General features: G+C 71.4%; 28 protein-coding genes. 10 read left to right on the top strand and 18 right to left on the bottom strand.

The genetic code is table 11. The annotated features are described in order from the left end of the window. Positions 1-161 precede the first annotated feature (161 nt). From ACE3Q8_RS06580 to hemE, 3 genes are all read right to left on the bottom strand, one after another. Complete coding sequence (locus ACE3Q8_RS06580; RefSeq protein ID WP_374469455.1) at positions 162-623, bottom strand: CopD family protein; 462 nt, start codon at positions 621-623, stop codon at positions 162-164. After that, a complete protein-coding gene (gene hemH, locus ACE3Q8_RS06575; protein ID WP_374469454.1) occupies positions 620-1,651 on the bottom strand; it encodes a ferrochelatase in 1,032 nt (343 codons plus the stop codon). Before hemH ends, ACE3Q8_RS06580 begins: the two co-directional genes overlap by 4 nt. Before the next feature lie 73 nt (positions 1,652-1,724). Further along, positions 1,725-2,768, bottom strand: a complete 1,044-nt coding sequence (gene hemE, locus ACE3Q8_RS06570; RefSeq protein WP_374469453.1) for a uroporphyrinogen decarboxylase — start codon at positions 2,766-2,768, stop codon at positions 1,725-1,727. Positions 2,769-3,237: 469 nt separating this feature from the next. On the opposite strand from hemE, the gene ACE3Q8_RS06565 reads away from it, so the two are divergent. Genes ACE3Q8_RS06565 through dnaQ form a run of 5 tightly spaced genes read left to right on the top strand, consistent with a single transcriptional unit; the run spans position 3,238 to position 6,933 of the window. Further along, positions 3,238-4,134, top strand: a complete 897-nt coding sequence (locus tag ACE3Q8_RS06565) for a pyruvate, water dikinase regulatory protein (RefSeq protein ID WP_374469528.1) — start codon at positions 3,238-3,240, stop codon at positions 4,132-4,134. Beyond that, the gene (locus ACE3Q8_RS06560; protein ID WP_374469452.1) at positions 4,134-4,727 is read left to right on the top strand and encodes a nucleoside triphosphate pyrophosphatase; all 594 of its coding nucleotides are present in this window, start codon (positions 4,134-4,136) and stop codon (positions 4,725-4,727) included. Before ACE3Q8_RS06565 ends, ACE3Q8_RS06560 begins: the two co-directional genes overlap by 1 nt. Beyond that, entirely contained in the window at positions 4,724-5,569 is an 846-nt protein-coding gene (gene aroE, locus ACE3Q8_RS06555) for a shikimate dehydrogenase (protein WP_374469451.1), read from the top strand. Before ACE3Q8_RS06560 ends, aroE begins: the two co-directional genes overlap by 4 nt. 3 nt (positions 5,570-5,572) lie before the next feature. Then, positions 5,573-6,196 carry a dephospho-CoA kinase gene (coaE, locus tag ACE3Q8_RS06550; RefSeq protein ID WP_374469450.1) on the top strand — a complete coding sequence of 208 codons (624 nt, stop codon included), beginning with the start codon at positions 5,573-5,575 and terminating at the stop codon, positions 6,194-6,196. Positions 6,197-6,228: 32 nt separating this feature from the next. After that, positions 6,229-6,933: a DNA polymerase III subunit epsilon gene (gene dnaQ / locus ACE3Q8_RS06545; RefSeq protein ID WP_374469449.1), complete on the top strand. Its 705-nt coding sequence runs from the start codon at positions 6,229-6,231 to the stop codon at positions 6,931-6,933. A 126-nt stretch (positions 6,934-7,059) separates the two neighbouring features. Here dnaQ and secB read toward each other — a convergent pair whose 3' ends face one another. After that, a complete protein-coding gene (secB, locus tag ACE3Q8_RS06540) occupies positions 7,060-7,545 on the bottom strand; it encodes a protein-export chaperone SecB (protein ID WP_374469448.1) in 486 nt (161 codons plus the stop codon). A 160-nt stretch (positions 7,546-7,705) separates the two neighbouring features. On the opposite strand from secB, the gene timA reads away from it, so the two are divergent. Genes timA through ACE3Q8_RS06525 form a run of 3 tightly spaced genes read left to right on the top strand, consistent with a single transcriptional unit; the run spans position 7,706 to position 9,926 of the window. After that, positions 7,706-8,326 carry a TIM44-related membrane protein TimA gene (timA, locus tag ACE3Q8_RS06535; protein ID WP_374469447.1) on the top strand — a complete coding sequence of 207 codons (621 nt, stop codon included), beginning with the start codon at positions 7,706-7,708 and terminating at the stop codon, positions 8,324-8,326. Between the two features lie 5 nt (positions 8,327-8,331). Next, positions 8,332-9,417, top strand: coding sequence for an MltA domain-containing protein (locus ACE3Q8_RS06530; RefSeq protein WP_374469446.1), 1,086 nt, complete (start codon positions 8,332-8,334; stop codon positions 9,415-9,417). Beyond that, positions 9,414-9,926, top strand: coding sequence for a Smr/MutS family protein (locus ACE3Q8_RS06525; RefSeq protein ID WP_374469445.1), 513 nt, complete (start codon positions 9,414-9,416; stop codon positions 9,924-9,926). The genes ACE3Q8_RS06530 and ACE3Q8_RS06525 overlap by 4 nt, the downstream gene beginning before the upstream one ends. A 3-nt stretch (positions 9,927-9,929) precedes the next feature. On the opposite strand, the gene ACE3Q8_RS06520 is transcribed toward ACE3Q8_RS06525, so the two are convergent. From ACE3Q8_RS06520 to nth, 9 genes are all read right to left on the bottom strand, one after another. Continuing rightward, a complete protein-coding gene (locus ACE3Q8_RS06520) occupies positions 9,930-10,625 on the bottom strand; it encodes a hypothetical protein (RefSeq protein ID WP_374469444.1) in 696 nt (231 codons plus the stop codon). A 162-nt stretch (positions 10,626-10,787) separates the two neighbouring features. Next, positions 10,788-11,108: a phosphoribosyl-ATP diphosphatase gene (locus tag ACE3Q8_RS06515; RefSeq protein WP_374469443.1), complete on the bottom strand. Its 321-nt coding sequence runs from the start codon at positions 11,106-11,108 to the stop codon at positions 10,788-10,790. Further along, positions 11,105-11,875: an imidazole glycerol phosphate synthase subunit HisF gene (hisF, locus tag ACE3Q8_RS06510; RefSeq protein ID WP_374469442.1), complete on the bottom strand. Its 771-nt coding sequence runs from the start codon at positions 11,873-11,875 to the stop codon at positions 11,105-11,107. The genes ACE3Q8_RS06515 and hisF overlap by 4 nt, the downstream gene beginning before the upstream one ends. Further along, complete coding sequence (gene hisA, locus ACE3Q8_RS06505; RefSeq protein WP_374469441.1) at positions 11,875-12,597, bottom strand: 1-(5-phosphoribosyl)-5-[(5-phosphoribosylamino)methylideneamino]imidazole-4-carboxamide isomerase; 723 nt, start codon at positions 12,595-12,597, stop codon at positions 11,875-11,877. Before hisA ends, hisF begins: the two co-directional genes overlap by 1 nt. Next, the gene (gene hisH, locus ACE3Q8_RS06500) at positions 12,594-13,229 is read right to left on the bottom strand and encodes an imidazole glycerol phosphate synthase subunit HisH (protein ID WP_374469440.1); all 636 of its coding nucleotides are present in this window, start codon (positions 13,227-13,229) and stop codon (positions 12,594-12,596) included. Before hisH ends, hisA begins: the two co-directional genes overlap by 4 nt. Positions 13,230-13,297: 68 nt before the next feature. Further along, positions 13,298-13,888, bottom strand: a complete 591-nt coding sequence (gene hisB, locus ACE3Q8_RS06495; protein WP_374469439.1) for an imidazoleglycerol-phosphate dehydratase HisB — start codon at positions 13,886-13,888, stop codon at positions 13,298-13,300. A 5-nt stretch (positions 13,889-13,893) separates the two neighbouring features. Then, a complete protein-coding gene (locus ACE3Q8_RS06490; protein ID WP_374469438.1) occupies positions 13,894-14,883 on the bottom strand; it encodes an adenosine kinase in 990 nt (329 codons plus the stop codon). Positions 14,884-14,985: 102 nt separating this feature from the next. Beyond that, on the bottom strand, positions 14,986-15,870 hold the full coding sequence (locus ACE3Q8_RS06485; RefSeq protein WP_374469437.1) for a calcium-binding protein: 885 nt from the start codon (positions 15,868-15,870) through the stop codon (positions 14,986-14,988). Between the two features lie 74 nt (positions 15,871-15,944). Further along, positions 15,945-16,628: an endonuclease III gene (gene nth, locus ACE3Q8_RS06480; RefSeq protein ID WP_374469436.1), complete on the bottom strand. Its 684-nt coding sequence runs from the start codon at positions 16,626-16,628 to the stop codon at positions 15,945-15,947. A 70-nt stretch (positions 16,629-16,698) separates the two neighbouring features. On the opposite strand from nth, the gene ACE3Q8_RS06475 reads away from it, so the two are divergent. Next, the gene (locus ACE3Q8_RS06475) at positions 16,699-17,172 is read left to right on the top strand and encodes a DUF2244 domain-containing protein (protein ID WP_374469435.1); all 474 of its coding nucleotides are present in this window, start codon (positions 16,699-16,701) and stop codon (positions 17,170-17,172) included. On the opposite strand, the gene ACE3Q8_RS06470 is transcribed toward ACE3Q8_RS06475, so the two are convergent. Genes ACE3Q8_RS06470 through hslV form a run of 4 tightly spaced genes read right to left on the bottom strand, consistent with a single transcriptional unit; the run spans position 17,169 to position 20,666 of the window. Continuing rightward, positions 17,169-17,933 carry a M48 family metallopeptidase gene (locus ACE3Q8_RS06470; protein ID WP_374469434.1) on the bottom strand — a complete coding sequence of 255 codons (765 nt, stop codon included), beginning with the start codon at positions 17,931-17,933 and terminating at the stop codon, positions 17,169-17,171. The two genes, ACE3Q8_RS06475 and ACE3Q8_RS06470, sit on opposite strands and share 4 nt — an antisense overlap. Positions 17,934-17,936: 3 nt before the next feature. Then, complete coding sequence (gene hslU / locus ACE3Q8_RS06465; protein ID WP_374469433.1) at positions 17,937-19,241, bottom strand: ATP-dependent protease ATPase subunit HslU; 1,305 nt, start codon at positions 19,239-19,241, stop codon at positions 17,937-17,939. 32 nt (positions 19,242-19,273) lie between these two features. Next, positions 19,274-20,128 carry a DUF4440 domain-containing protein gene (locus tag ACE3Q8_RS06460; protein WP_374469432.1) on the bottom strand — a complete coding sequence of 285 codons (855 nt, stop codon included), beginning with the start codon at positions 20,126-20,128 and terminating at the stop codon, positions 19,274-19,276. After that, a complete protein-coding gene (gene hslV, locus ACE3Q8_RS06455; protein ID WP_374469431.1) occupies positions 20,115-20,666 on the bottom strand; it encodes an ATP-dependent protease subunit HslV in 552 nt (183 codons plus the stop codon). Before hslV ends, ACE3Q8_RS06460 begins: the two co-directional genes overlap by 14 nt. A gap of 41 nt (positions 20,667-20,707) precedes the next feature. Between hslV and ACE3Q8_RS06450 the strand changes: the two genes are divergently transcribed. Further along, complete coding sequence (locus ACE3Q8_RS06450; RefSeq protein WP_374469430.1) at positions 20,708-21,448, top strand: ThiF family adenylyltransferase; 741 nt, start codon at positions 20,708-20,710, stop codon at positions 21,446-21,448. Between the two features lie 27 nt (positions 21,449-21,475). Here the strand turns inward: ACE3Q8_RS06450 and ACE3Q8_RS06445 are convergent, their stop codons facing one another. Further along, positions 21,476-22,462, bottom strand: coding sequence for a 2-hydroxyacid dehydrogenase (locus ACE3Q8_RS06445; protein ID WP_374469429.1), 987 nt, complete (start codon positions 22,460-22,462; stop codon positions 21,476-21,478). Positions 22,463-22,489 lie beyond the last annotated feature (27 nt).

Below are 22,489 nucleotides of genomic sequence, written 5' to 3'. Positions count from 1 at the left end.
GTCAAGCGTGGCCGGGGCGCAACCCGGTTGCTCCCTCCCGCGCGAGCGGTCGACAACGTCGACTGAGGGGGCCGAATCGCCGTCCAGGGGCGCCCCCCGTCGGCCCTCCGGGCCACCTGCCCCGAAGGGAGGGGACGAAGAGCGCCAGGCCCTCAGATAATCTATCGCGAGCCGAATTCCAGGGTCACCGCCAGGACGGCGACGATGGCGAGCAGGAACGGGATCTCGTTGGTGGCCCGCCAGAACTTCGCGCTCTTCGACCGCTCGCCACGCGCGAACTTCTTCAGGGCGCCGGCAAGGAAGCCGTGCCAGCCGGAGAGGACGATGACGGCGGCGAGCTTCACCAGGACCCAAGGCTGAAGCAGGAAGCCCCAGCCGCGGCCGGCCGCGAACACGTGGAAAGCGATCAGGCTGAGGCCCAGGACCCAGGCGATGATCATGGCCGGATTGATGATGATCTTCAGGAGCTTGCGCTCCCAGACCTGGAAGTGGGCGTCGAACTCGGTGCCGGGGGGCGCCGTCTCGGTATGGTAGGCGTAGAGCCTCGGCAGGTAGAGCATCCCCGCCATCCAGGCGATGACCGCGATGATGTGCAGTCCCCGCAGCAGATCGTACCCGCTCATGCCGTCCCCCTCTCCCCGCCGCGGCAGGCGCAGCCGCTGAACCCGGCCGGGCACAGCCAGCCGCCCTCCGGCGCCACGGTCCCCTTCCCTAGCGCCTCACGCACCGCCCTGGCGAGGGTCTCGATGTAGCCGCCGCGCACGCCCGGCGTCGGCGCGCGCAGGTAGGGCAGCGCCAGCACCTCGCGGGCGAGCTGGTGGTATTCATGGTCGAGCTCGACCAGGGTCTCGACGTGCTCGGAGACGAAGGCGATGGGCGAGATCAGCACCCCCTTGCGCTCGGCGCCGGCGCGGCGGACCTCGTCGTCGGTGGACGGGCCCAGCCACTTCAGCGGCCCGACGCGACTCTGGTAGCAGACGGTCCAGTCCGGCAGCTCCGGCAGGCGGGCGGCGACCGCGGCGGCGGTGGCCCGCACCTGGGCCTCGTAGGGATCGCCGGCGTCGACCACCTTCTGCGGCAGCCCGTGGGCCGAGAACAGCAGGCGCACGTTCGGCGGCCGGCCCGCCCCTTCCCAGGTCTCCCGGATCGCCTCCGCATGGGCCTCGATCAGGCCGGGCGCGTTCGGATAGCAGCAGACCGTGTGGGTGCGGCCCGAGCCCTGGTAGGCGCGCCGCCAGTCCTTCAGCGAGCTCGCCGTGGTGGTGGTGGAGTACTGCGGATAGAGCGGCAGGAGCACCACCTGGTCGGGCGCGAAGGCGGCCACCTGCTTCGCCGTCTGGTGGGCGAACGGCTTCCAGTAGCGCATGGCGATGAAGCAGCGGGCGTCCACGCCCTCGGACTGAAGCTTCGCCTCGAGCGCGCGGGCCTGGGCCTCGGTTTCCGGCAGCAGCGGCGAGCGGCCGCCCATGATCGCGTAGTTGGCCTGGGCGGTCTTCTCCCGCCGGCGGGAGATCAGGCTGGCCAGCGGATAGCGGGCCACCGCCGGCAGGCCGATGATCGCCGGATCCCGGAACAGGTTGAACAGGAACGGCCGGACGGCGTCGGGCCCGTCCGGGCCGCCGAGGTTGAAGAGGACGACGGCCGTTTTCATCGGGCGTTCCTCCCCCCGCGGGGGTGGTGCCGCGAAGCGCCGGCGGGGTAGCGACCGAGAGCGTGACGACCGCTCACGCGTCCACCTTCTTCCCCGTCACGCGCTCCACCACGCGGGCGATGTGCGGGACCGGGGTGTCCGGCAGGATGCCGTGGCCGAGGTTGAAGATCCACGGACCCTGCCCCCACTGGGCGAGGAGCTGCTCCACCCGGGCGTCCAGCGCCGGCCCGCCTTCCCGCAGCAGCAGGTTGTCGAGCGCGCCCTGGATGGTCTTGCCCTGGGCCTGGAGGGTGCGCCCGAGCTGGGCGGTGGCCTGGGTGTCGAGGGCGACGCCCTCCACCGGCACGGCCTCGGCGTAGGTGTAGACCTGGGCGCCGGCCCCGCGCGGGAAACCGATGAACGGCGCGGTGACGCCGGCCGCCCTCACCTTCTCCACGATGGCGGCGTGCGGCCGGATGACGATCCGCTCGAACAGGTCCTCGGAGAGACCCTCCGCCCAGCTCTCGAACAGCTTCAGCGCCTGGGCGCCCGAATGGGCCTGCATGACCAGGTAGCGGGCGGTGGACTCCACCAGCACGTCCAGCAGGGCGTCGAGCTTGTCCGGATTGGCGTAGGCGAAGGCCCGCGCCGCCTCGCGGTTCGAGCCCTTCCCCTCGATCATGTAGGTGGCCACCGTCCAGGGCCCGCCGGCGAAGCCGATCAGCGCCCGCTCCGGCTCGAGCTCGGCGCGCACGCGCTGCAGGGTCTCGCCGATGTCGGCCAGCCGGCCCGTGGAGGCCTCCACCTGGTCGGCCAGGGCGGCGATCTCCGGCAAGGGCCCGAGCCTCGGCCCCTCGCCGGCCTCGAACCACACCTCCTGGCCGAGCGCCCGGGGGATCAGCAGGATGTCGGCGAAGACGATGGCCGCATCCAGCGGGAAGCGGCGCATGGGCTGGAGCGTCGCCTCGGCCGCCATCTCCGGATCATGGCAGAAGGCGATGAAGTCCTTCGCCCGCTGGCGGAGCTCCCGGTACTCGGGCAGCGAACGGCCGGCCTGGCGCATGAACCAGATGGGCGGACGCTCGAGGGTCTCGCCGGCGAGGGCGCGAAGCAGCCGGGGCGTTTCGGGGAAGCTCATGATCGCCTTGAACCCGAAAGGCCCGGTCGGCTCAAGCCCGGCTGCTCGCCCGTGAGGCCCGGCTTCCCTCCTTCAATCCTTAAGAGAAAGAAAATGGATTGGGGAAGAAGGCGATAGGGCCTGTCGAGGACGTGGATAACCCGGCGGCGCCTGCGACGTCCCGCAGCTTTTCCCCAGGCCGTACCCAGGCCCCGGTGGACGGCGCACAGGGGTGTGGATAGCGGGGACGCCGTCGAAAGCCCCCTGAAGTCATTAAACTTTCATTAAGGAACGTGGGGAGTAGGGCCGGGATGACCGCCGGTCATACCCGCCCTTGGGATGTCCGGGTGGTTTTTCAGGCCGGGACGGCGGTCCTGTTGGTTAAGAGGGCGTAAACGGCCCGATCCATACAGCCGATCCACCGCCACCCGCCGGCGAGGCCCGATCCACGCGATCTATCCCCATCGGCGCTCCCGTCCGCTAAGACGGGATCCACAGATTTCGTCCCCAAGTGCATTTTGACGCAGGGCCTCCCTTGCCGAACACCCAACCCCGGCTCGCCACCTACTTCCACGTCCATCTCGTCTCGGACTCCACGGGCGAGACGCTGAACGCCATGGCCCGCGCGGTCTGCGCCCGCTTCGACAACGTCCTGCCGATCGAGCACATCTATGCGCTGGTCCGCTCGCAGCGGCAGCTCGACCGGGCGCTCGGCGACATCGAGGAGGCGCCCGGCATCGTTCTCCACACCATCGTGGACCCGAACCTGCGCGAGGCGCTGGAGGAAGGCTGCCGAAGGCTCGACATGCCCTGCATCGCCGCGCTCGACCCGCTGGTCAGCGCGCTCAGCCGCTATCTGGGCGCCTCGACCACCAGCCGGGTGGGCGCGCACCTGCGGCTGGACAACGACTACTTCAACCGCATGGACGCGCTGAACTACGCCATCGGCCACGACGACGGGCAGGGCGGGCAGGACCTCGACCAGGCGGACGTGGTGCTGGTGGGGGTGTCGCGGACCTCGAAGACGCCCACCTGCATCTATCTCGCCCACCGCGGCATCCGGGCGGCCAACGTGCCGCTGGTGCCCGGCCGGCCGCTGCCCGAGCGGCTGTTCCAGCTCCGGAACGCCCTGGTGGTCGGCCTGACCATCGCGCCGGACCGGCTGATCTCGATCCGCCGCAACCGCCTGCTCAGCCTGAACGAGAACCGGGAGAGCACCTATATCGACACCGACACCGTGCGCGACGAGATCGTCCAGGCGCGGCGGCTGTACGAGAAGATGGGCTGGCCGGTGATCGACGTGACCCGCCGCTCGGTGGAGGAGACGGCCGCGGCGGTGCTGAACCTGCTGCACGGCGGCCACGGTCAGGTGGAGGTCCTGGGCTGATGGCCGAGCTGATCCTGGCCTCGAAGAGCGCCGCCCGCCGGGCGGTCCTGGAAGGCGCGGGCGTGCCGTTCGAGAGCGCGGTGGCCGGCGTCGACGAGGACGCGGTGAAGGCTTCGCTGCTGGCCGAGGGCGCAACCCCGCGCGACATCGCCGACGCGCTGGCCGAGCTGAAGGCCATACGCATCTCCCGCGCCCGGCCTCAGTTCGTGGTCGGCGCCGACCAGACCCTGGAGTTCGAGGGCCGGCTCTACGACAAGGCCGAGAACCTGGAGGAGGCGCGCGCCCGGCTGCAGGCGCTGCGCGGCAAGCCGCACAGGCTGCACTCGGCGGTGGTGGTGGCCAAGGACGGCGCGCCGATCTGGCGCGAGGTGGTGACCGCCACCCTGACCATGCGCGACTTCTCCGACGCCTTCCTCGACGACTATCTGCGGATCGAGGGCGAGGAGGCGCTGGGCTCGGTGGGCTGCTACCGGCTGGAGGGGCCCGGCGCCCAACTGTTCTCGCGGATCGAGGGCGACTATTTCGCCATCCTCGGCCTGCCGCTGCTGGGACTCCTCGACCTGCTGCGCCGCCACGGAGTGCTCCCCGCGTGATCACCGGTCGAACCGTCGTCGCGGGGGTGGCCGGCAACCCCGTCGCCCACTCGCTCAGCCCGCTGATCCATAATGCCTGGCTGCAGGCGGCCGGGATCGACGGGATCTACGTGCCGTTCGCGCCCGAGGCGGACCGGTTCGACCGGTTCGTGGACGGCCTGCGCGGAGGGGCGATCCGCGGGCTCAACGTCACCATCCCGTTCAAGGAGGTGGCGCTGTCGGTGGCCGACGAGGTGAGCGTGCGCGCCCGAGGGGCCGCGGCGGCCAACCTGCTGGTGTTCGACGCCGATGGGCGGGTGACGGCGGACAACACCGACGGCATCGGCCTGCTGGCCGCCTTCCGGGTCCAGGCGCCGGGCTTCGACCCCACCGCCGCGCCCGTGGCGATCCTGGGGGCGGGCGGCGCGGCGCGCGGCGCGGCCTCGGCCCTGCTGCTGGCCGGCTGCCCGGAGGTGCGGATCGTCAACCGGACGCTTGCCCGGGCCGAAGCCGTGGCCGGCGCCCTGCACGGGCAGGTGTTCGCCTATCCGATCGGCGCGGCGGGCGAGGCCTTCGCTGGCGTGGGCGCGGTGATCAACGCCACCTCGGCGGGGCTGTCGGGGCAGGGCGAGCTCGAGGCCCCGCTGGAGGCGACCCCGGAGACCGCGGTGGTCATGGACATGGTCTACAAGCCGCTGGAGACCCCGTTCCTGGCGCAGGGGCGGAAGCTCGGCCGGCGTACGGTGGACGGGCTGGAGATGCTGATCCGCCAGGCGATCCCGTCGTTCGAGACCTTCTTCGGCCGCACGCCGCCCGGCGAGGTGGACGTCCGCGCGCTGGCGCTGAAGACGCTGGAGGGCTGAGCCATGCTGCTGATCGGCCTGACCGGATCCATCGGCATGGGCAAGTCGACCACGGCGGCGATGTTCCGCGAGGCCGGAATCCCGGTCTACGACGCCGACGCGGCCGTGCACGACCTCTACGACCAGGGCGGGGCGGCGGTCGGGCCGGTGGGCGAAGCCTTCCCCGGCGTGGTCAAGGACGGCCGGATCGACCGCGAGGCCCTGCGCCAGCGGGTGCTCGGCCAGCCCGAGGCGCTGCAGCGGCTGAACGCCATCGTCCATCCGCTGGTCGGCCGGGATCGGATCGGCTTTTTCGAGCGGGCCCGGGCCGAGGGCGCCGACATGGTCGTGCTGGACATCCCCCTGCTGTTCGAGACCGGCGGCCACGCCAACGTCGACGCGGTGGTGGTGGTCAGCGCGCCGGCCGAGATGCAGCGCGAGCGGGTGCTGGCCAGGCCCGGCATGACGCCCGAGCGCCTCGACGCCATCCTCGCCCAGCAGATGCACGACGCCGAAAAGCGGGCCCGCGCCCACTTCGTGGTGGACACCGGCCGCGGCCTCGACGCCGCCCGCGAGCAGGTGGCCGAGATCATCGATGTGATGCGCGATCCACAACGAAGGCCGTCCCGCGACGCATCGCCGGGTTGAGCGCGGCGGGCGACGCAGGGCATTAGAGGGCCATGGCGCGCGAGATCGTCCTCGACACCGAAACCACGGGCTTCGATCCGCTGACCGGCGACCGGCTGGTGGAAATCGCCTGCCTGGAGATCGAGGACTTCATCCCGACCGGGCGCAGCTTCCACCGCTATATCGACCCCTGCCGCGACATGCCGGAAGAGGCCGAGAAGGTGCACGGCCTGTCCGCCGCCTTCCTGCGCGGCAAGCCGCGTTTCGAGCATCCCGAGGTGGTCGAGGAGTTCCTGGACTTCGTGGGCGACGCGCCGATCGTCGCCCACAACGCCGGCTTCGACCGCAACTTCGTGAACTACGAGCTGCAGCTCTGCCAGCGGGCGCACATCCACGAACACCGCTGGGTGGACACGCTCGCGCTCGCCAAGCAGCGCTTCCCGGGCATGCACAACTCGCTCGACGCGCTCTGCAAGCGCTTCAAGATCTCGCTCAGCGAGCGCGAGAAGCACGGGGCGCTGATCGACGCCAAGCTGCTGGCGGCGGTGTACCTGGAGCTGAAGGGCGGCCGCGAGCGCCGGCTCGAGCTGACCAGCGCCGCCATGGTCACGGCGGTCGCCGCGGCCAAGCAGAACGACTACGGCCAGCGGCCCCGCCCGCTCGCCCCGCGCTCCACCGACGCCGAGCGCGAGATCCACGCCAGCTTCATCCGCGACGTGGTGAAGTCCGACGAGCTCTGGAAGAAGTTCGGGATCTGAAAACCCCTCGCGCCCCCATCGGGGGAGCTCCCGCGGTGCGGGTGAGGGGGTCAGAACCACCGTCTGGGCGGACCCCCGCCGGCCCTTGGGGCCACCTCCCCCGGGCAGGGGAGGGACCAGAGTGCGTTACGCGTGGCCGACCTGCTGGTCGCCCTGCGCCTTGCGGGCGGCGTAGACGCCTGCGAAGTCGATCGGGTCGAGCAGGAAGGGCGGGTAGCCGCCTTCCGAGGTGACGTCGGCGATGATCCGCCGGGCGAACGGGAACAGGAAGCGCGGGCACTCGATGAGCAGCACCGGCTCCAGCTCCTCGGCCGGCACGCCGGCGATCTGGAACACGCCGCCGTAGAGCAGCTCGACCACGAACAGCGGGCCGTCCTCGCGGGTGGCGCGGGCGGAGAGCTTCAGGTCCACCTCGAACAGACCGTCCTCGCGGCCGCGGGCGTTCATCTCGACACCGAGATCGATCTGCGGCTGGGCCGCGCCGCCGCGCAGGGTCTCAGGCGCGCGCGGGTTCTCGAACGAGAAGTCGCGGACGAACTGGGCGAGGATGCGGATGCCCGGGCCTTCGGGAGCCTGCTCGGGCGCGCCTGCGCCGGCGTCGATATCGGTCATGGTTTCGGCGTAAATCCGTGGTGGGACGCGGACGGGTGTCGCGTCATTCGGGCCGAGCGGCTATCACGCGCCCTGCGGGGATGCAACGGCGCCCCTGACGGGGGCGTTCCCTCGTCCTATATTGACCGGTGAAGCCCGACCGGAACGACAGAAGGCCGCCTTGCAAGTCCTCGAGCTCATCATCTTCGCGGGTCTCGCCGCCATCGTGCTCTACCAGCTCTACTCGGTGCTGGGCCGGCGCGTCGGCCGCCAGCCGGAGGACAACGCCCAGGCCGACGCCGCCCGTCCGGCGGTCCGGGCCCCCGAACGGCCGGTCGAGCCCGTCGAGGACGGCGTCGCGCTGACCGGCCTTGCCGCCGTGAAGGCCAAGGATCCGAGCTTCGACGTCGCCCGCTTCCTGAACGGGGCGAAGGGCGCCTACGAGATGACGGTGAAGGCCTTCGCCGCCGGCGACCGCGCCACCCTGCGCAACCTTCTCGCCCCGCAGGTGATGGCGAGCTTCGACACGGCCATCGCCGCCCGCGAAGCCGAGGGCCGCACCGAGACGGTGGAGTTCCTGCACGCGCCCCGCGCCGACCTGGAGAAGGCCGACGTGGTGGGCGGCAGCGACCTGGCGCGGCTCACCGTCCGCTTCCTGGCCGAGTTCCGGAGCCGCACCAAGGGCCCTGAGGGCGAGGCGGTGGACGACCGACGCACTGCGGAGCTCTGGACCTTCGAGCGCAACCTGAAAAGCCGCGATCCCAACTGGACGCTGGTCCACGTCGACGCCGCCGAGGCGTGACCCCCATGACGCTGCGAGCCGCCGGGGCCCTCCTGCTGGCCCTCACCGTCGCCGCCTGCGCCACGCCCAGATACGCCCCCGGACCGCAGCCGGGGGTCCCGCCGTTTCCGCCGCCTGGCCGGCCTGAGCCCGCGGCGCCGCCGCTGCGGGTGATCGAGGTCTCGCAACTGCCCGGCTGGACCGGGGACAACCACGCCGAGGCCTTTGCCGCCTTCCGCGCCACCTGCCATGCGGCCAAGGACGCCGGCATGGCCCGGGCCTGCCGCGCCGCCCGCGCGGCCTCGCCGCTGTCGGCCCAGGAGGCCCGCCGGTTCTTCGAGGCCGAGTTCCAGGCCCTGGAGACCCCGGGGGAGGGGGTGCTCACCGCCTATTTTGCGCCCGAGTACGAGGCGCGGCGCGCGCCGGACGCGGTGTTCTCGGCGCCCGTGCGGCCGAAGCCCGCGGACCTGGTGAACGGCCAGGCCTACGCGCCGCGCGACGAGATCGAGGCGCGGCCGGCCGACGACGCCATCGCCTGGATGCGGCCCGAGGACCTGTTCTTCCTGCAGATCCAGGGATCCGGCGTGCTGACCTTCGAGGACGGCCGGCGGATGAAGGCGCTCTACGCCGCCAACAACGGCCTGCCGTTCGTCGGCGTGGCCAATCCCATGCGCGACCGGGGCCTGCTGGCGCGCGACAACACCTCGGGCGAGGCGATCCGTCGGTGGCTGGCCGACAACCGCGGCCCCGCCGCCGACGAGATCATGCGGCTCAACCCGCGGTACGCCTTCTTCCGGCTCGCGCCCGACGACGGGAAGCAGCCGGTGGGCTCGGCGGGCATCCCGCTGCCGCCCGGGCGCGCCATCGCCGTCGACCTCGCGCACCACGGCCACGGGGAGCTGCACTGGATCACCGCCGAGGCGCCGGTGCTGAGGGGCGCCTTCCCGAGCTACCGGCGGCTGGTCACGGCGCTGGACACCGGAGGGGCGATCAAGGGCGAGGTTCGCGCGGACCTGTACCTCGGCCTCGGGCCTGAGGCGGGAGCGGAAGCCGGCCGGGTGCGCCACACCCTTCGGATGTACCGGCTGATCCCGCGGGAGCGCCGGCCGTGAAGCGCCCGCTCCGGCCCGACGAGCTCCGGGTCTGGGGCTTGGTGGCCGGCACCGTCCACCCGCTTCCCGGCCGGGGCGCGCCGAAGCCGCCCGCCGAGCTGAAGGCGACCGAGGTGCCTGCCCGCATCCCGGTGGGCGACCTGACCCCCAAGGCACCGACGCGGCCGAAGGGGGAAGGCCGCGATCCCATTGAGCCGCGCCGCAAGCACCGCATCGCCAAGGAGCGAGAGCCGATCGGCGCCCGCCTCGACCTGCACGGTCTGGACCAGGACCGGGCGCGGCCGGCGCTGGAGTCCTTCCTGCAGCGCGCGTGGGACGAGGGCTACAGGGCGGTGCTGGTGATCACCGGCAAGGGCGTGCAGGGCGACGGCGTGCTCCGGCGCCGCACCCCCGAGTGGCTGGCCGCCCCGCACCTGGCGCACATGGTCGCCGGCATCTCGGAAGCCGCCCGCCACCACGGCGGGGCCGGCGCGCTCTACGTCGCGCTGAAGCGGAAGCCGCGAAGCTAGGGGCTAGGATTCCGCCGCCACCTCGTCCACGAGCATGATGGGCATCAGGTAGAAGCCCAGCGGAACCGCTTCCCTGTAGCTGTTACAGCAGGGCGGCGGCCGCGGCGTGTGGACGGCTCGGACCGCCCAGCCGTCCGCGCTCCGCAGTCCCGCCACGTTCGAGACGATCACGGGCTGGTTGAACGGCGCGCGGACCCAGCCGCAGATCCAGAGAGGCCGGTCCTCGCCGCGCACCTTGAGCGTGGGCGTGGCGCTCGCCTGCGCGGGCGCGCTGAAGCTTCGCGAGCCGGGAAGGCCGCTGATCCCCCAGGAGAGGTCGAGGCGCTTAGGGATATCGCGACAGAATGCCTTCTCCAGAACCGGCGTCTTCGGGTCGTCGCGGGAGAACGCCACCCGGGCGACGACGCCTTCCTGGTCGGAATACTCGCAGTAGGCGGCGTCGGAGGCGGGACTTCCGGCGAAGGGTCCGGCCGCGACGCCGCTCAGGACTACGCCGGCGGCCTTCGGCTTGCTCGGGCAACGGAAGCGGCTCAGCTTGTGAACGACGCCGTCGGGCGTTTGCTCGAACAGGGCCTGCGCCTCGGACGACGCCCTGGCCAGCACGGCCGACGGGGCAGGCGCCTCTGTCGCCCTGTGCATCTGCGCCGCGGCGGGCAGGGCCAGGAGGAGCGCGGCGAGAACGGGGAGAATGGTCTTCATGGGGCCGGCGAGATCGACCGGCGCGGCGGCGGATTCAAGGCGGGCGACTTGCGACCCATTGCCCCCAGCGGTGAGATGTCGGCGCAGACCGCCGAGGGGGTAGGGTCCGCGGTCCGAGCGGACCCCCTCCGGCGCTTCGCGCCACCCCCGGTGAGCGAGGGACTAGGACCGGGAGGCCTTTTCGGCGAGGCCGGATGTGCCTTCGCGCGCCTCGAGCTTGGCGGCGACCTCGTCGAGGCTGACGCCGGCGGCCGCGAGGACCACCAGCCAGTGGTAGATCAGGTCGGCGCTCTCGGCGGCGAGCGCGGTCTCGTCGGCCTGGGTGGCGGCGATCACCGTCTCGACGGCCTCTTCGCCGAGCTTCTTGGCGGCGCGGACGCGGTCGGCGAGGAGCTGGGCGGTGTAGGAGCCCGAGGCGTCGGCGTCGCGGCGGGCTTCGATCGTGGCGGCCAAGCGGTCGATGACGTCGGCGAAGCGGCTCATGCGGCGGCCTCCGTGATCCGGACCGGGAGGCCCTCGGCGGCCATGGCGCGCTTCACCTCGGCGACGGAGACCTCGCCGAAGTGGAAGATCGAGGCGGCAAGCACCGCGTCGGCCCCGCCGATCTTCACAGCGTCCACCATGTGCTGGGCGTTGCCCGCGCCGCCCGAGGCGATCACCGGCACGTGCACCGCCGAGGTGACCGCCTTCAGAAGCTCGAGGTCGTAGCCGGTCTTGGCGCCGTCGCGGTCCATGGAGGTCAACAGGATCTCGCCGGCCCCGTGCTTCACCACGTCGGCAGCGTAGTCGACGACGTCGAGGCCGGTGTCCTCGCGGCCGCCGTAGATGAACACCCGCCAGCGGTCGCCGACCTTCTTGGCGTCGATGGCCACGACGGTGGCCTGGCTGCCGAAGGCGTCGGCGCACCCGGAGACGAGCGTCCGGTCCTTCACGGCGGCGGTGTTGATGCTGATCTTGTCGGCCCCGGCCAGCAGCAGGCGCCGGGCGTCCTCCACCTGGCGGATGCCGCCGCCGACCGAGAGCGGCATGAAGCAGACCTCGGCTGTGCGGGCGACGACATCGAAGATGGTCCCGCGGTTCTCGTGGCTCGCGGTGATGTCGAGGAACATCAGCTCGTCGGCCCCGGCGGCGTCGTAGGCGCGGGCCTGTTCGACCGGATCGCCGGCGTCGCGCAGGGAGACGAACTGCACGCCCTTCACCACGCGCCCGTCCTTCACGTCCAGGCAGGGGATGACGCGCACATTGAGCATCAGGCGGCGACCTTCAGCGCTTCGGCGGGCGTGATGGCGCCGTTGTAGAGGGCGCGGCCGAGGACGGCGCCGTGGATCGGCGTGCCGGCGCGGGCCTTCAGCTTGACGATGTCGTCCACGCTGGCCAGCCCGCCGGCGGCGATCACCGGGATGGCCACCGCGTCGGCGATCGCGCCGAAGGCGTCGACGTTGAAGCCCATCACCGTGCCGTCCCGGTCGATGTCGGTGACGATGAGAGCCGAGACGCCCACGTCCTCGAAGCGCTTTGCGACCGTGACAGCGTCGAGATCGGAGCTCTCGGTCCAGCCCTGGGTGGCGACCTTGCCGGCGCGCACGTCGACGCTGACGGCGATCTGCTCGGGCCACGCCCGGGCCGCCTGGCGGACGATCTCCGGCTCGGTGACGGCGACCGTGCCCAGGATCACGCGGCTGACGCCGGCCTCGATCCAGCGTTCGATATCCGCCAGGGTGCGGATGCCGCCGCCGAGCTGGACCGGGATCGACACGGCCGAGAGGATCTGCTCCACCGCAGCCTCGTTGACGGCCCGGCCGGAGACGGCGCCGTTCAGGTCGACCACGTGGATCCAGTGGAAGCCGCCGTCGGCCCAGGCGCGGGCCTGGTCGGCGGGGCTGTTGTTGAAGACCGTGGCCGTGGACAGGTCGCCGTGCAGCACGCGCACGCACTGGCCGTCCTTCAGGTCGATGGCGGGATAGAGGATCACGGGCGCCACTCCAGGAAGTTGGCCATGAGGTTGAGCCCCGCGCCTTGCGACTTCTCGGGGTGGAACTGTACGCCGGCCATGTTGCCGCGCGCCACCGCGGCCGGGAACCGGCCGCCATGGTCGACCCAGGCGGCGACGTCGGCGAGATCCTCCGGCCAGATGGCGAAGGAGTGGGTGAAGTAGACGGCGCGGCCGTCCTTCAGGTCGGCGACCACCGGGTTGTCGGAGACGTCCAGCAACGCGTTCCAGCCCATGTGCGGCACCTTGGCCGCGGGATCGTTCGGCTCCAGGCGGCGGACCTCGCCGGGAATCCAGCCCAACCCTTCGGTGACGCCGAACTCCAGGCCGCGCGAGGCCATGAGCTGCATGCCGACGCAGACGCCGAGGAACGGTGCGCCGCGGGTGCGGACGGCCTCGTTCATCGCCTCGATGAGACCCGAGCGGGCGGAGAGCGCGTCCATGCAAGCGGCGAAGGCGCCGACGCCGGGCAGCACCACCCGGTCGGCGGCCGCGACGATCTCCGGATCGTGGGTGACCACGATCTCGTGCCGACCGTCCGCGGCGCGGACGAGAGCCTTTTCGGCCGAACGCAGGTTGCCCGACCCGTAGTCGATCAGGGCGACACGCTGCATGGGGGAATATCCTCTAATGTCGGACAGCCGGACGGAAAAGCGGTTCCCACCCTTCCTGGCCGCTCCTCCTACAGGACGCCCTTGGTGGAGGGGGCGTGGCCGTGGGTCTTGGGGTCCAGCTCGACGGCCTGGCGCAGCGCGCGGGCGAGCGCCTTGAAGCCGCTTTCGGCGATGTGGTGCGAGTTGTCGCCGTAGAGCGTCTCGAGGTGCACGCAGGCGCCCACGTTCATGGCGAAGGCGTGGTGGAATTCCTTGAACAGCTCGGTGTCGAAGTCGCCGATCTTCGGCGTCCGGAAGCTCGACTTCCAGATCAGGTACGGCCGGTTCGACAGGTCGATGGCGCAGCGGGTCAGCGTCTCGTCCATGGGGACGTAGGCGTGGCCGAAGCGGCGGATGCCCTTGAAGCCGTCCAGCGCCTGCTTGATCGCCTGGCCGAGCACGATGCCGGTGTCCTCGACGGTGTGGTGCATGTCGATGTGCAGGTCGCCCTTGGTGACGATCTCCACGTCGATGCCGCCGTGACGGGCGAAGCTCTCGAGCATGTGGTCGAAGAAGCCGATGCCGGTGGTGATCTGCGACGCACCGGTCCCGTCCAGGTCCACGCGCACGCGGATCTGGGTCTCCTTGGTGTCGCGGACCACTTCGCCGACGCGGCTCATGGCGTTCAGTATCCCTTCGAGGCGGCGAGGTCCGCGAGCCGGACCTGCGGCCGGGGGCCGTAGTGCGAGATCACCTCGGCGGCGGCGAGCGAGGCCAGCTTGCCGCACTGCTGCAGCGGACGCCCCCGCGCCAGGCCGAACATGAACCCGGCCGCGTATTGGTCGCCCGCGCCGGTCGTGTCCACGACTTTTTCCACAGGCTCGGCCGCCACCGTCAGCTTCTCGCCCTGGGAGAGGATCACCGAGCCCTTCTCCGAGCGGGTGACGGCGGCGAGCTTCACGTGGGGGCGGAGCGCCTCCAGCGCCTGGTCGAAGCTGTCGGTCTGAAAGAGGGAGGTGAGCTCGGCCTCGTTGGCGAACAGCAGGTCCACCTGACCCTCGATGAAGCCCATCAGCGCGCCGCGGTGCCGCTCGACCACGAAGCTGTCGGAGAGGGTGAGGGCGATCATCCGGCCGGCCCCGTGGGCCAGGGCGGCGGCCTTGGCGAAGGCGCGGCGGGCGGCCTCGGCGTCGAACAGGTAGCCTTCGAGGTAGACGATCTTCGCCGCCTCGACGGTGTCCTTCTCCACGTCCGCGTCGGTGAACTCCACCGAGGCGCCCAGGAAGGTGCACATGGTGCGCTGGCCGTCGGGGGTGACGTTGATCATCGAGACCGCCGTGGCCGGGCCGCCGGACAGGGGCGCGTTCTCGAAGCGGGCGCCCACGGCCCGCATGTCGTCCGCGAACAGCCGGCCGAGCTCGTCGTCGGCCACCTTGCCCATGAAGGCGCCCTTGCCGCCGAAGGAGGCGAGGCCGGCGATGGTGTTGGCCGCCGAGCCGCCCGACGCCTGGATCTCCGGGGTCATCCGCGCATAGAGCTGCTGCGAGCGCTGCTGGTCGACCAGCATCATGGCGCCCTTGTCCAGACCGTTCTCGGCGAGGAAGGCCTCCGGCACGGGGCCGATCACGTCGACGATGGCGTTGCCGATGGCGGCGACGTCGTAGAGGTCTGGCATCTATGGGCTTTCCGTCGGCAGAGAGCCGCCGCTTAGCCGAAATCGCCTCTCCGCGCTACCGGTCGCCGCCCGGCCTTGGAGCCCGCCGGCGGCGACGCCCGCTCAAAGCGTGAAGATCCAGCTCTGCGGCAGGGTGGCGAGCTGAACGTTCTGCAGCACGAGGCGGGCGCCGCCCGAAATATCGATCCAGATGTCCGCGCCCTGCTGGCTGGCGGCGTACTGGGCGCCGCCGTCGATCTGCACGCGGTCGCCCTCGAGCGCGTTGAAGTCGGTGACGGTGTCCAGGCCCGCGTCGCCCGAAGCATGGAACACGTCCGCGCCGGTGCCGCCGACGACCACGTCCGAGCCCCGATCGCCCGACAGCCAGTCGTCGCCGTCGCCGCCGTCGAGGCGGTCGTCGCCCTGGCCGCCGCGCATCGTGTCGCCGCCCTGGCCGCCGGTCAGGGTGTCGAGGCCGAGGTTGCCGTGAACGAAGTCGCCGCCGTTCTCGCCGAACAGCCGGTCGTTGTCCTTGCCGCCCAGCACCCAGTCGTCGCCGTCGCCGCCCATGACCAGGTCGTCGCCCGTATTGCCGTTGAGGTCGTCGAACGCCGCCCCGCCGGACAGGGTGTCGGCGCCGGCGAAGCCGCGCAGCACGTCGGAGCCCGAGGAGCCGATCCCCTGGTCGTCGCCCGAGAGGGCGGCGCCGAGCGCGGCCTGGGTGTTGTTGGTGAAGAACCACTGCAGCATCTGCGGCACCGGCAGCGAGGCGCCCGCCAGCTCGACGCTGCGACCGCCCGCCATGGTCCAGTTCAGCCCGGTGATCGTGCCGCCGGTGATCTGCTGGTTGGCGTCGTAGGTGAAGCCTTCGCCGCTGAGCACCACCCGCTCCACGCCCAGCGAGAGCGCCAGCCGCAGGGCCGTCGCCTCGTCGATGTTCATGCCGAGGATGCTGCCGACTTGCAGGGCGTCGATATTGACACCGCCCTGGAGCGTGTAGGTCGCCATGGTGAGAACCGTCCCTTCCGGTTGTGCGAACCCAACCTAAGCGAGTGTCGGTAGCTCCGACAACTGACGTTCTGTTACATGCCGACGAACAGATGCCGGCTCGGGCAGAGGTCGGCCACCGGGCACTCTTCGCACTTCGGACGGCGCGCCACGCAGGTGTAGCGGCCGTGCAGGATCAGCCAGTGATGGGCGCGGGTGAGCAGGGGCCCGGGGATCTTGCCCATCAGCTCCAGCTCCACGGCGTCCGGCGTCTTGCCGGTGGCGAGGCCCAGCCGGTGCGAGACGCGGAACACGTGGGTGTCGACGGCGATCGCCGGCTCGACCCCGAGCTCGTTCAGCACCACGGAGGCGGTCTTGCGGCCGACGCCGGGCAGGGCCTGGAGCTTCTCCCGCTCCAGCGGCGCCTCGCCGCCGTACTGGTCGACGAGGATGCGGGCCATGGCGATGACGTTCTTGGCCTTGGTGTTGTAGAGCCCGATGGAGGAGATGAACGGCTTCAGCCCCTCCTCGCCCAGCGCCAGCATCTTCTCCGGCGTGTCGGCGACCTCGAACAGCTTCGCGGTGGCCTTGTTCACCGAGACGTCGGTGGCCTGGGCCGACAGCGCCACGGCGACCACCAGGGTATAGGCGTCGCGGTAGTCGAGCTCGGTGCGGGGATCGCTCTCAAGGCTCTCGAAGCGGTGGAAGATCTCCGCGATCCGCGCCTGTTCGGCAGGCGTGAGGCGAGGTTTCTTCGGGACTTTCGCGGGCCGGGCCATGGGGCCGGGAAGATGGCCTGCGCCTGCCTCTTCGCCAAGGCGGTTTCCGGGCGTATCTTGCGGCCTCGCCATGGCCCGCCCGCTCTACATGGACGCCGTGATCACGCCGCACCGCTCGCTGTCCGAGCGGGGCTTCATCGTGCTCATCTCCATCGTCACCCTGGCGAACGTGGCGTCGGCGGCGGTGTTCATCGCGCTCGGCGCGACCCTTGTGCCGATCTTCCTCGGCGTGGACCTGCTGGCGGTGGTGATCGCCTTCCTGGTCAGCTTCCAGGCGGTGAAGAACGTCGAGCGGGTGCAGGTCACCGCCCGCGAGGTGCGGGTGGTGCGCGAGACGCCCAAGCAGTCGGTGGTGGTCTGGGAGAGCCCGACCGCCTTCACCCGCGTCTGGGTGGAAAAGGAGGAGGACCGGGCCCTGGAGCTGAAGCTGTCGCTCTCCGGCCGCGAGCTGCCGGTGGCCACGGCGCTCAGCCCCCGCGAGCGCGCCGAGTTCGCCCAGGCGCTGGAACGCGCCATCTGGGAAGCCCGCGCCGAGCGGATCTAGGCCGAGACCACCGCCCGCAGCTCGGTCAGGCGCCGCGCGTCGGCCGGGTGGGTGGAGAGGGCTTCCGGCGGCTTCGGCTGGTCAGCGGAGCGGGCGATCATGCGCTCCCAGAAGCTGACGGCGGCGCGCGGGTCCTGGCCGGCCTCGCGCATCAGTTCGACGCCGACGCGGTCGGCCTCCAGCTCGTGCTTGCGGGAGTAGGGCAGGATCACCCCGTACATCGCCCCCATGCCGAGCGCGGCGGCGATCTCGCCGGCGTACTGGCCGCCGTCCTCGCCATTGGAGAGCAGCACCTGGGCGAGGGTGACGCCAGCCTGGACCGCCAGCTCCTGGCTGACCCGCTCGGCTGGGTGGCGGGCGACGATGTGGCCGACCTCGTGGCCGAGCACCGATCCGATCTCGTCGTCCGAGCGGGCGAAGTCGAACAGGCCGCGGAAGAAACCGACCTTGCCGTTCGGCAGCACGAAGGCGTTGAACTCGGGGCTGTCGAGGACCACGAACTCCCAGGCGAGGTCGCGGCCCGAGGCCTGCGCCAGGGGCCGGCCGATCCGGGCCAGGCGCTGGTGGTAGGCCGGATCGCGGACGGGGCGGAACTGGGCGGTGACCTGGGCCCAGGCCTGGTCGGCCATGCCGGCCAGTTGTTCGTCGGAGACGAAGGCGAGCTGGCGGCGGCCGGTCTCGGCGTTCTGCGAACAGCCGGCCAGCGCCGCGGCGGCGCCCAGCGCCAGCAGGCTCCGGCGGGAGACGCAGATCCCGCACATGGCCTAAAGGATGAACCGCGAGAGGTCGGCGTTGTGCGACAGCTCGCCGATCCGGCCGGTGACGTAGGCCGCGTCGACGGTGACCGTCTCGCCGGTCTTGTCGGCGGCGGCGAAGGAGACCTCCTCCAGCACCTTCTCGAGCACGGTCTGCAGCCGGCGCGCGCCGATGTTCTCCACCGCGCCGTTCACCGTCACCGCGGCGTCGGCCAGGGCGTCGATGGCGTCCTGGGTGAAGGCCAGGGTGACGCCTTCAGTCGCCAGCAGCGCCTGCTGTTGGCGGATCAGGTTGGCCTCCGGCTCGGTGAGGATGCGGCGGAAGTCCTCGCGGGTCAGCGGCTTCAGCTCCACGCGGATCGGCAGCCGGCCCTGCAGCTCGGGCAGCAGGTCGGAGGGCTTGGCCACGTGGAAGGCGCCCGAGGCGATGAACAGGATGTGGTCGGTCTTCACCGGTCCGTACTTGGTGGAGACGGTGGTGCCCTCGATGAGGGGCAGCAGGTCGCGCTGCACGCCCTCGCGGGAGACGTCGGCGCCCTGGCGCTCGGCCCGGGAGGCGACCTTGTCGATCTCGTCCAGGAAGACGATTCCCTGGTTCTCGGCCAGCTCCAGCGCCTCCTGGGTGAGGGCCTCCTGGTCGAGCAGCTTGTCGCTCTCCTCGGCGATCAGCGGGGCCCAGGCGCCGGCGACGGTGGTCTTGTGGGTCTTGGTGCGGCCGCCGAACGCCTTGCCGAAGATGTCGCCGATGTTGAGCATGCCCATGGAGCCGCCGGGCTGGCCGGGCACGTCCATCATCGGGAGCTGCGGCCCGGTGTCGGCCACCTGCAGCTCGACCTCCTTGTCGTCCAGCTCCCCGGCGCGGAGCTTCCGCCGGAAGGCGTCCCGAGCGGCGGTGGAGCCCGGGCCTGTGAGGGCGTCGAGGATCCGCTCCTCGGCGGCGGCCTCGGCCCGGGCGCGGACGCCGGCGCGGCGCTTATCGCGGACCATCTGGATGGCGCTCTCCACGAGGTCGCGGACGATCTGGTCCACGTCGCGACCGACGTAGCCCACCTCGGTGAACTTGGTGGCCTCGACCTTGAGGAACGGCGCCTGGGCGAGCTTGGCCAGCCGGCGCGCGATCTCGGTCTTCCCGACGCCGGTGGGGCCGATCATCAGGATGTTCTTGGGCGTGACCTCGTCGCGCAGGTCGTCGGGCACCCGCTTCCGGCGCCAGCGGTTGCGCAGCGCCACGGCCACGGCGCGCTTCGCCTCGGGATGGCCCACGATGTAGCGGTCGAGCTCGGATACGATCTCGCGGGGAGAGAATTCGGTCATGTCCGCCAACAGATAGGGAAGGGGAGGGGCGGTTACGACGCCTTCGGCGGCGGCGCGACCAGGAGCTGGTCGTAGAGCAGCCGCCAGCCTTCGGAGTCGTAGCGCCAGATGCGCACGTAGTGGCCGCGGCCGGCCTGGCCGTCCCGGCTGGTCCAGGCCGCGTTCCCGTAGGTCCAGGCGAGGTCGCCGGCCGACGAGGCCTGGCCGCCCAGGGGCGAGAACAGGATGGTCTGCGGCCGGGTCTCGAGCTCGGACTCGATCCCGGCGCGGTCCGCAGGCGGCCTCGCCTTGGAGCCGACCACCCGGGCGTCCGTGGCGATGTGGGCGAGATAGGCGCCCTTCACGTCCTTGCGGGCCGCGGCGGCGAGCGCCGTCTCCGCCCGGGAGACCTCGGTCATGGCCTGGGACGGCGACCCGGCGCGGCGCGCCGACATCCGCGCGTAGGCGACGGGCGAGTCCTTCGGCGCGGCGCCGGTGGTGTCGCTGGGCGGGCCCCCGTCGAACAGCCACTTCCAGGAGCCGTCCGGCTGTTTCGCCCAGACCGTGAAGTACCAGGCCCCGGGCTTGCCCGCGAAGGTGTAGGGCCCGGTGGTGAAGCCCAGGTCGCCGGACTGGGCGATGCCCGCCCACAGGGGCCACCACACGAGGTCGGGGCCCTTCGGCTGCGGCGCGGCGAAGGCCGCCTTGGCCAGGGTCGGGTCGGGCGCGAGCACGATACCCTCGGGCGCGGAGTGCTTCAGGAAGCTGTCGCGGACGCCGAGCGCCAGGCCGTCCGCGGCGAAGGCCCGCTCGGCGGCGACCACCGGGGCGGGATCGACCTTCGGCTGGGCGGGGGCCGGGGCGGCGAGGAGCAGGGTGGCGGCGAGCGCCAGGCTAGAGCGCTTCAACCGTCAGGCTCCCGTTGGTGTAGACGCAGATCTCGGCGGCGATGGCCATGGCCTTGCGGGCCACCTGCTCGGCGTCGAGGTCGGTGTCCATCAGGGCACGGCCCGCGGCGAGCGCGAAGTTGCCGCCCGAACCGATGGCGGCCACGCCATGCTCCGGCTCCAGCACGTCGCCGACGCCGGTGACGGTGAAGATGCTGTCCTTGTCGGCCACCAGCAGCATGGCTTCGAGCTTGCGCAGGTAGCGGTCGGTCCGCCAGTCCTTGGCGAGGTCCACGCAGGCGCGGGCGAGTTGCTCGGGGTACTGCTCGAGCTTGGCCTCGAGCCGCTCGATGAGAGTGAAGGCGTCGGCGGTGGAGCCGGCGAAGCCCGCGATCACCCGCCCGCCAGCCAAGCGGCGCACCTTGCGCGCGGTGCCCTTGACCACCGTCTGGCCCATGGAGACCTGGCCGTCGCCGGCGATGACCGTCTTGCCGCCCTTGCGCACGGCGAGGATGGTGGTGCCGTGCCAATCGGGAAACGGCGCTGTATGGGTCGACATGGCCTGCGATGTGGCCAGCGGGCGGGGCGAGGTCAAGCGGGATGAGCTTCACCGACGAAGAGGTCGAGCGCTACGCGCGCCATCTCGTGCTGCGCGAGGTGGGCGGCCCCGGCCAGCAGCGGTTGAAGGGGGCGAGCTGCCTGATCGTGGGCGCCGGCGGCCTGGGATCGCCGGCCTCGCTCTACCTGGCCGCCGCCGGCGTGGGCTCGATCATCCTGGCCGACCCTGACACGGTGGACGTCTCGAACCTGCAGCGGCAGGTGATCTACACCGACGAGGACGTGGGCCTGCCGAAGACGGAGGCGGCCGCCGACCGGCTGCACGCGCTCAACCCGCACGTCTTCGTCGCCGGCTACAACGGTGCGTTCGACGAGGGCAGCGCCGACGAGCTGGTCTCCGGGGTCGACCTGGTGCTGGACGGCACCGACGACTTCGCCACCCGCTTCTGCGTCAACGCCGCGTGCGTCCGCCACGGCAAGCCGCTGGTGACCGGGGCCATCGGCCGCTGGACCGGCCAGGTGGGGGTTTTCCGCGGCCGCCCCTGCTACCGCTGCCTGGTGCCGGAGATCCCGCCGGACGCCGAGACCTGCGTCGCCGTGGGCGTGGTGGGCGCGCTGGCCGGAGTGATCGGCTCGATGATGGCGCTCGAGGCGGTGAAGCTGATCACCGGGGCCGGCGAGCCGCTGGTCGGCCGGCTGTCGATCTACGACGGCCTGGCCGGCGAGACGCGGACCGTGCGGGTGGCGGCCGACCCGGAGTGTCCGGTGTGCGCTTCGTCCTAGTTTCCCCCCCTGGGGGAGGAACTAGGACTACAGCATCTGGGGCAGCACCCGGTCGGGCGGGCGGTGGCCGTCCATCCAGGTCTTGATGTTGATGATCACCTTCTCGCCCATTTCGACCCGGGCCTCGACGGTGGCCGAGCCCAGGTGCGGCAGGAGGACCGCGTTCGGCAGGCCGAGCAGCTTGGGGTTCACCGTCGGCTCGTGCTCGAACACGTCGAGACCGGCGCCGGCGATGGCCCGGCTCTTCAGGAGGTCGGCGAGCGCGTCCTCGTCGATGATCTCGCCGCGGGCGGTGTTGATGACGATGGCGTGCGGCTGCAGCAGCTTCAGCCGCCTCGCGGACAGCAGGTGGTAGGTGGCCGGGGTGTGCGGCGAATGGACCGAGATGATGTCCATCCGGGCCAGCATCTGGTCGAGGCTCTCCCAGTAGGTGGCCTCCAGCTCCTCGGCGATCCGCGGGCTCACCGGCTTGCGGTTGTGGTAGTGGATCTGCATGCCGAAGGCGCGCGCCCGGCGGGCGACCGCCGTGCCGATCCGGCCCATGCCGATGATCCCCAGCCGTTTGCCGTTCACCCGCCGGCCCATCATCCAGGTGGGGGTCCACCCGGAAAACTCGCCCGCCTGGACGATGTTGGCGCCCTCCACGATCCGCCGCGACACCGACATCATCAGCGCCATCGTCAGGTCGGCGGTGTCCTCGGTGAGCACGCCCGGCGTGTTCGTCACCGTGACGCCGCGGGCGTTGGCCGCCGCCACGTCGATGTGATCCACGCCAGCGCCGAAGTTGGCGATCAGCTTCAGCCTCTCGCCCGCCCTCTCCAGCACGGCGGCGTCGATGCGGTCCGTGATGGTCGGCGCGAGCACGTCGGCGCGGCTCACTGCGTCGATCAGCGCCTCGCGCGTCATCGGCTGATCGGTCAGGTTCAGTTCGGTGTCGAACAGCTCCCGCATCCGGGTCTCGACCGAGTCCGGAAGTTTGCGCGTGACGATGACTTTCGGCTTGCGGGCGGGCATGTGCGAACTGAAAAGGGGACGTTTCCT

It is taken from the genome of Phenylobacterium sp. (assembly GCF_041913825.1).
Lineage (GTDB): Bacteria > Pseudomonadota > Alphaproteobacteria > Caulobacterales > Caulobacteraceae > Phenylobacterium.
This window is presented reverse-complemented; position numbering and strand designations above follow the sequence as displayed.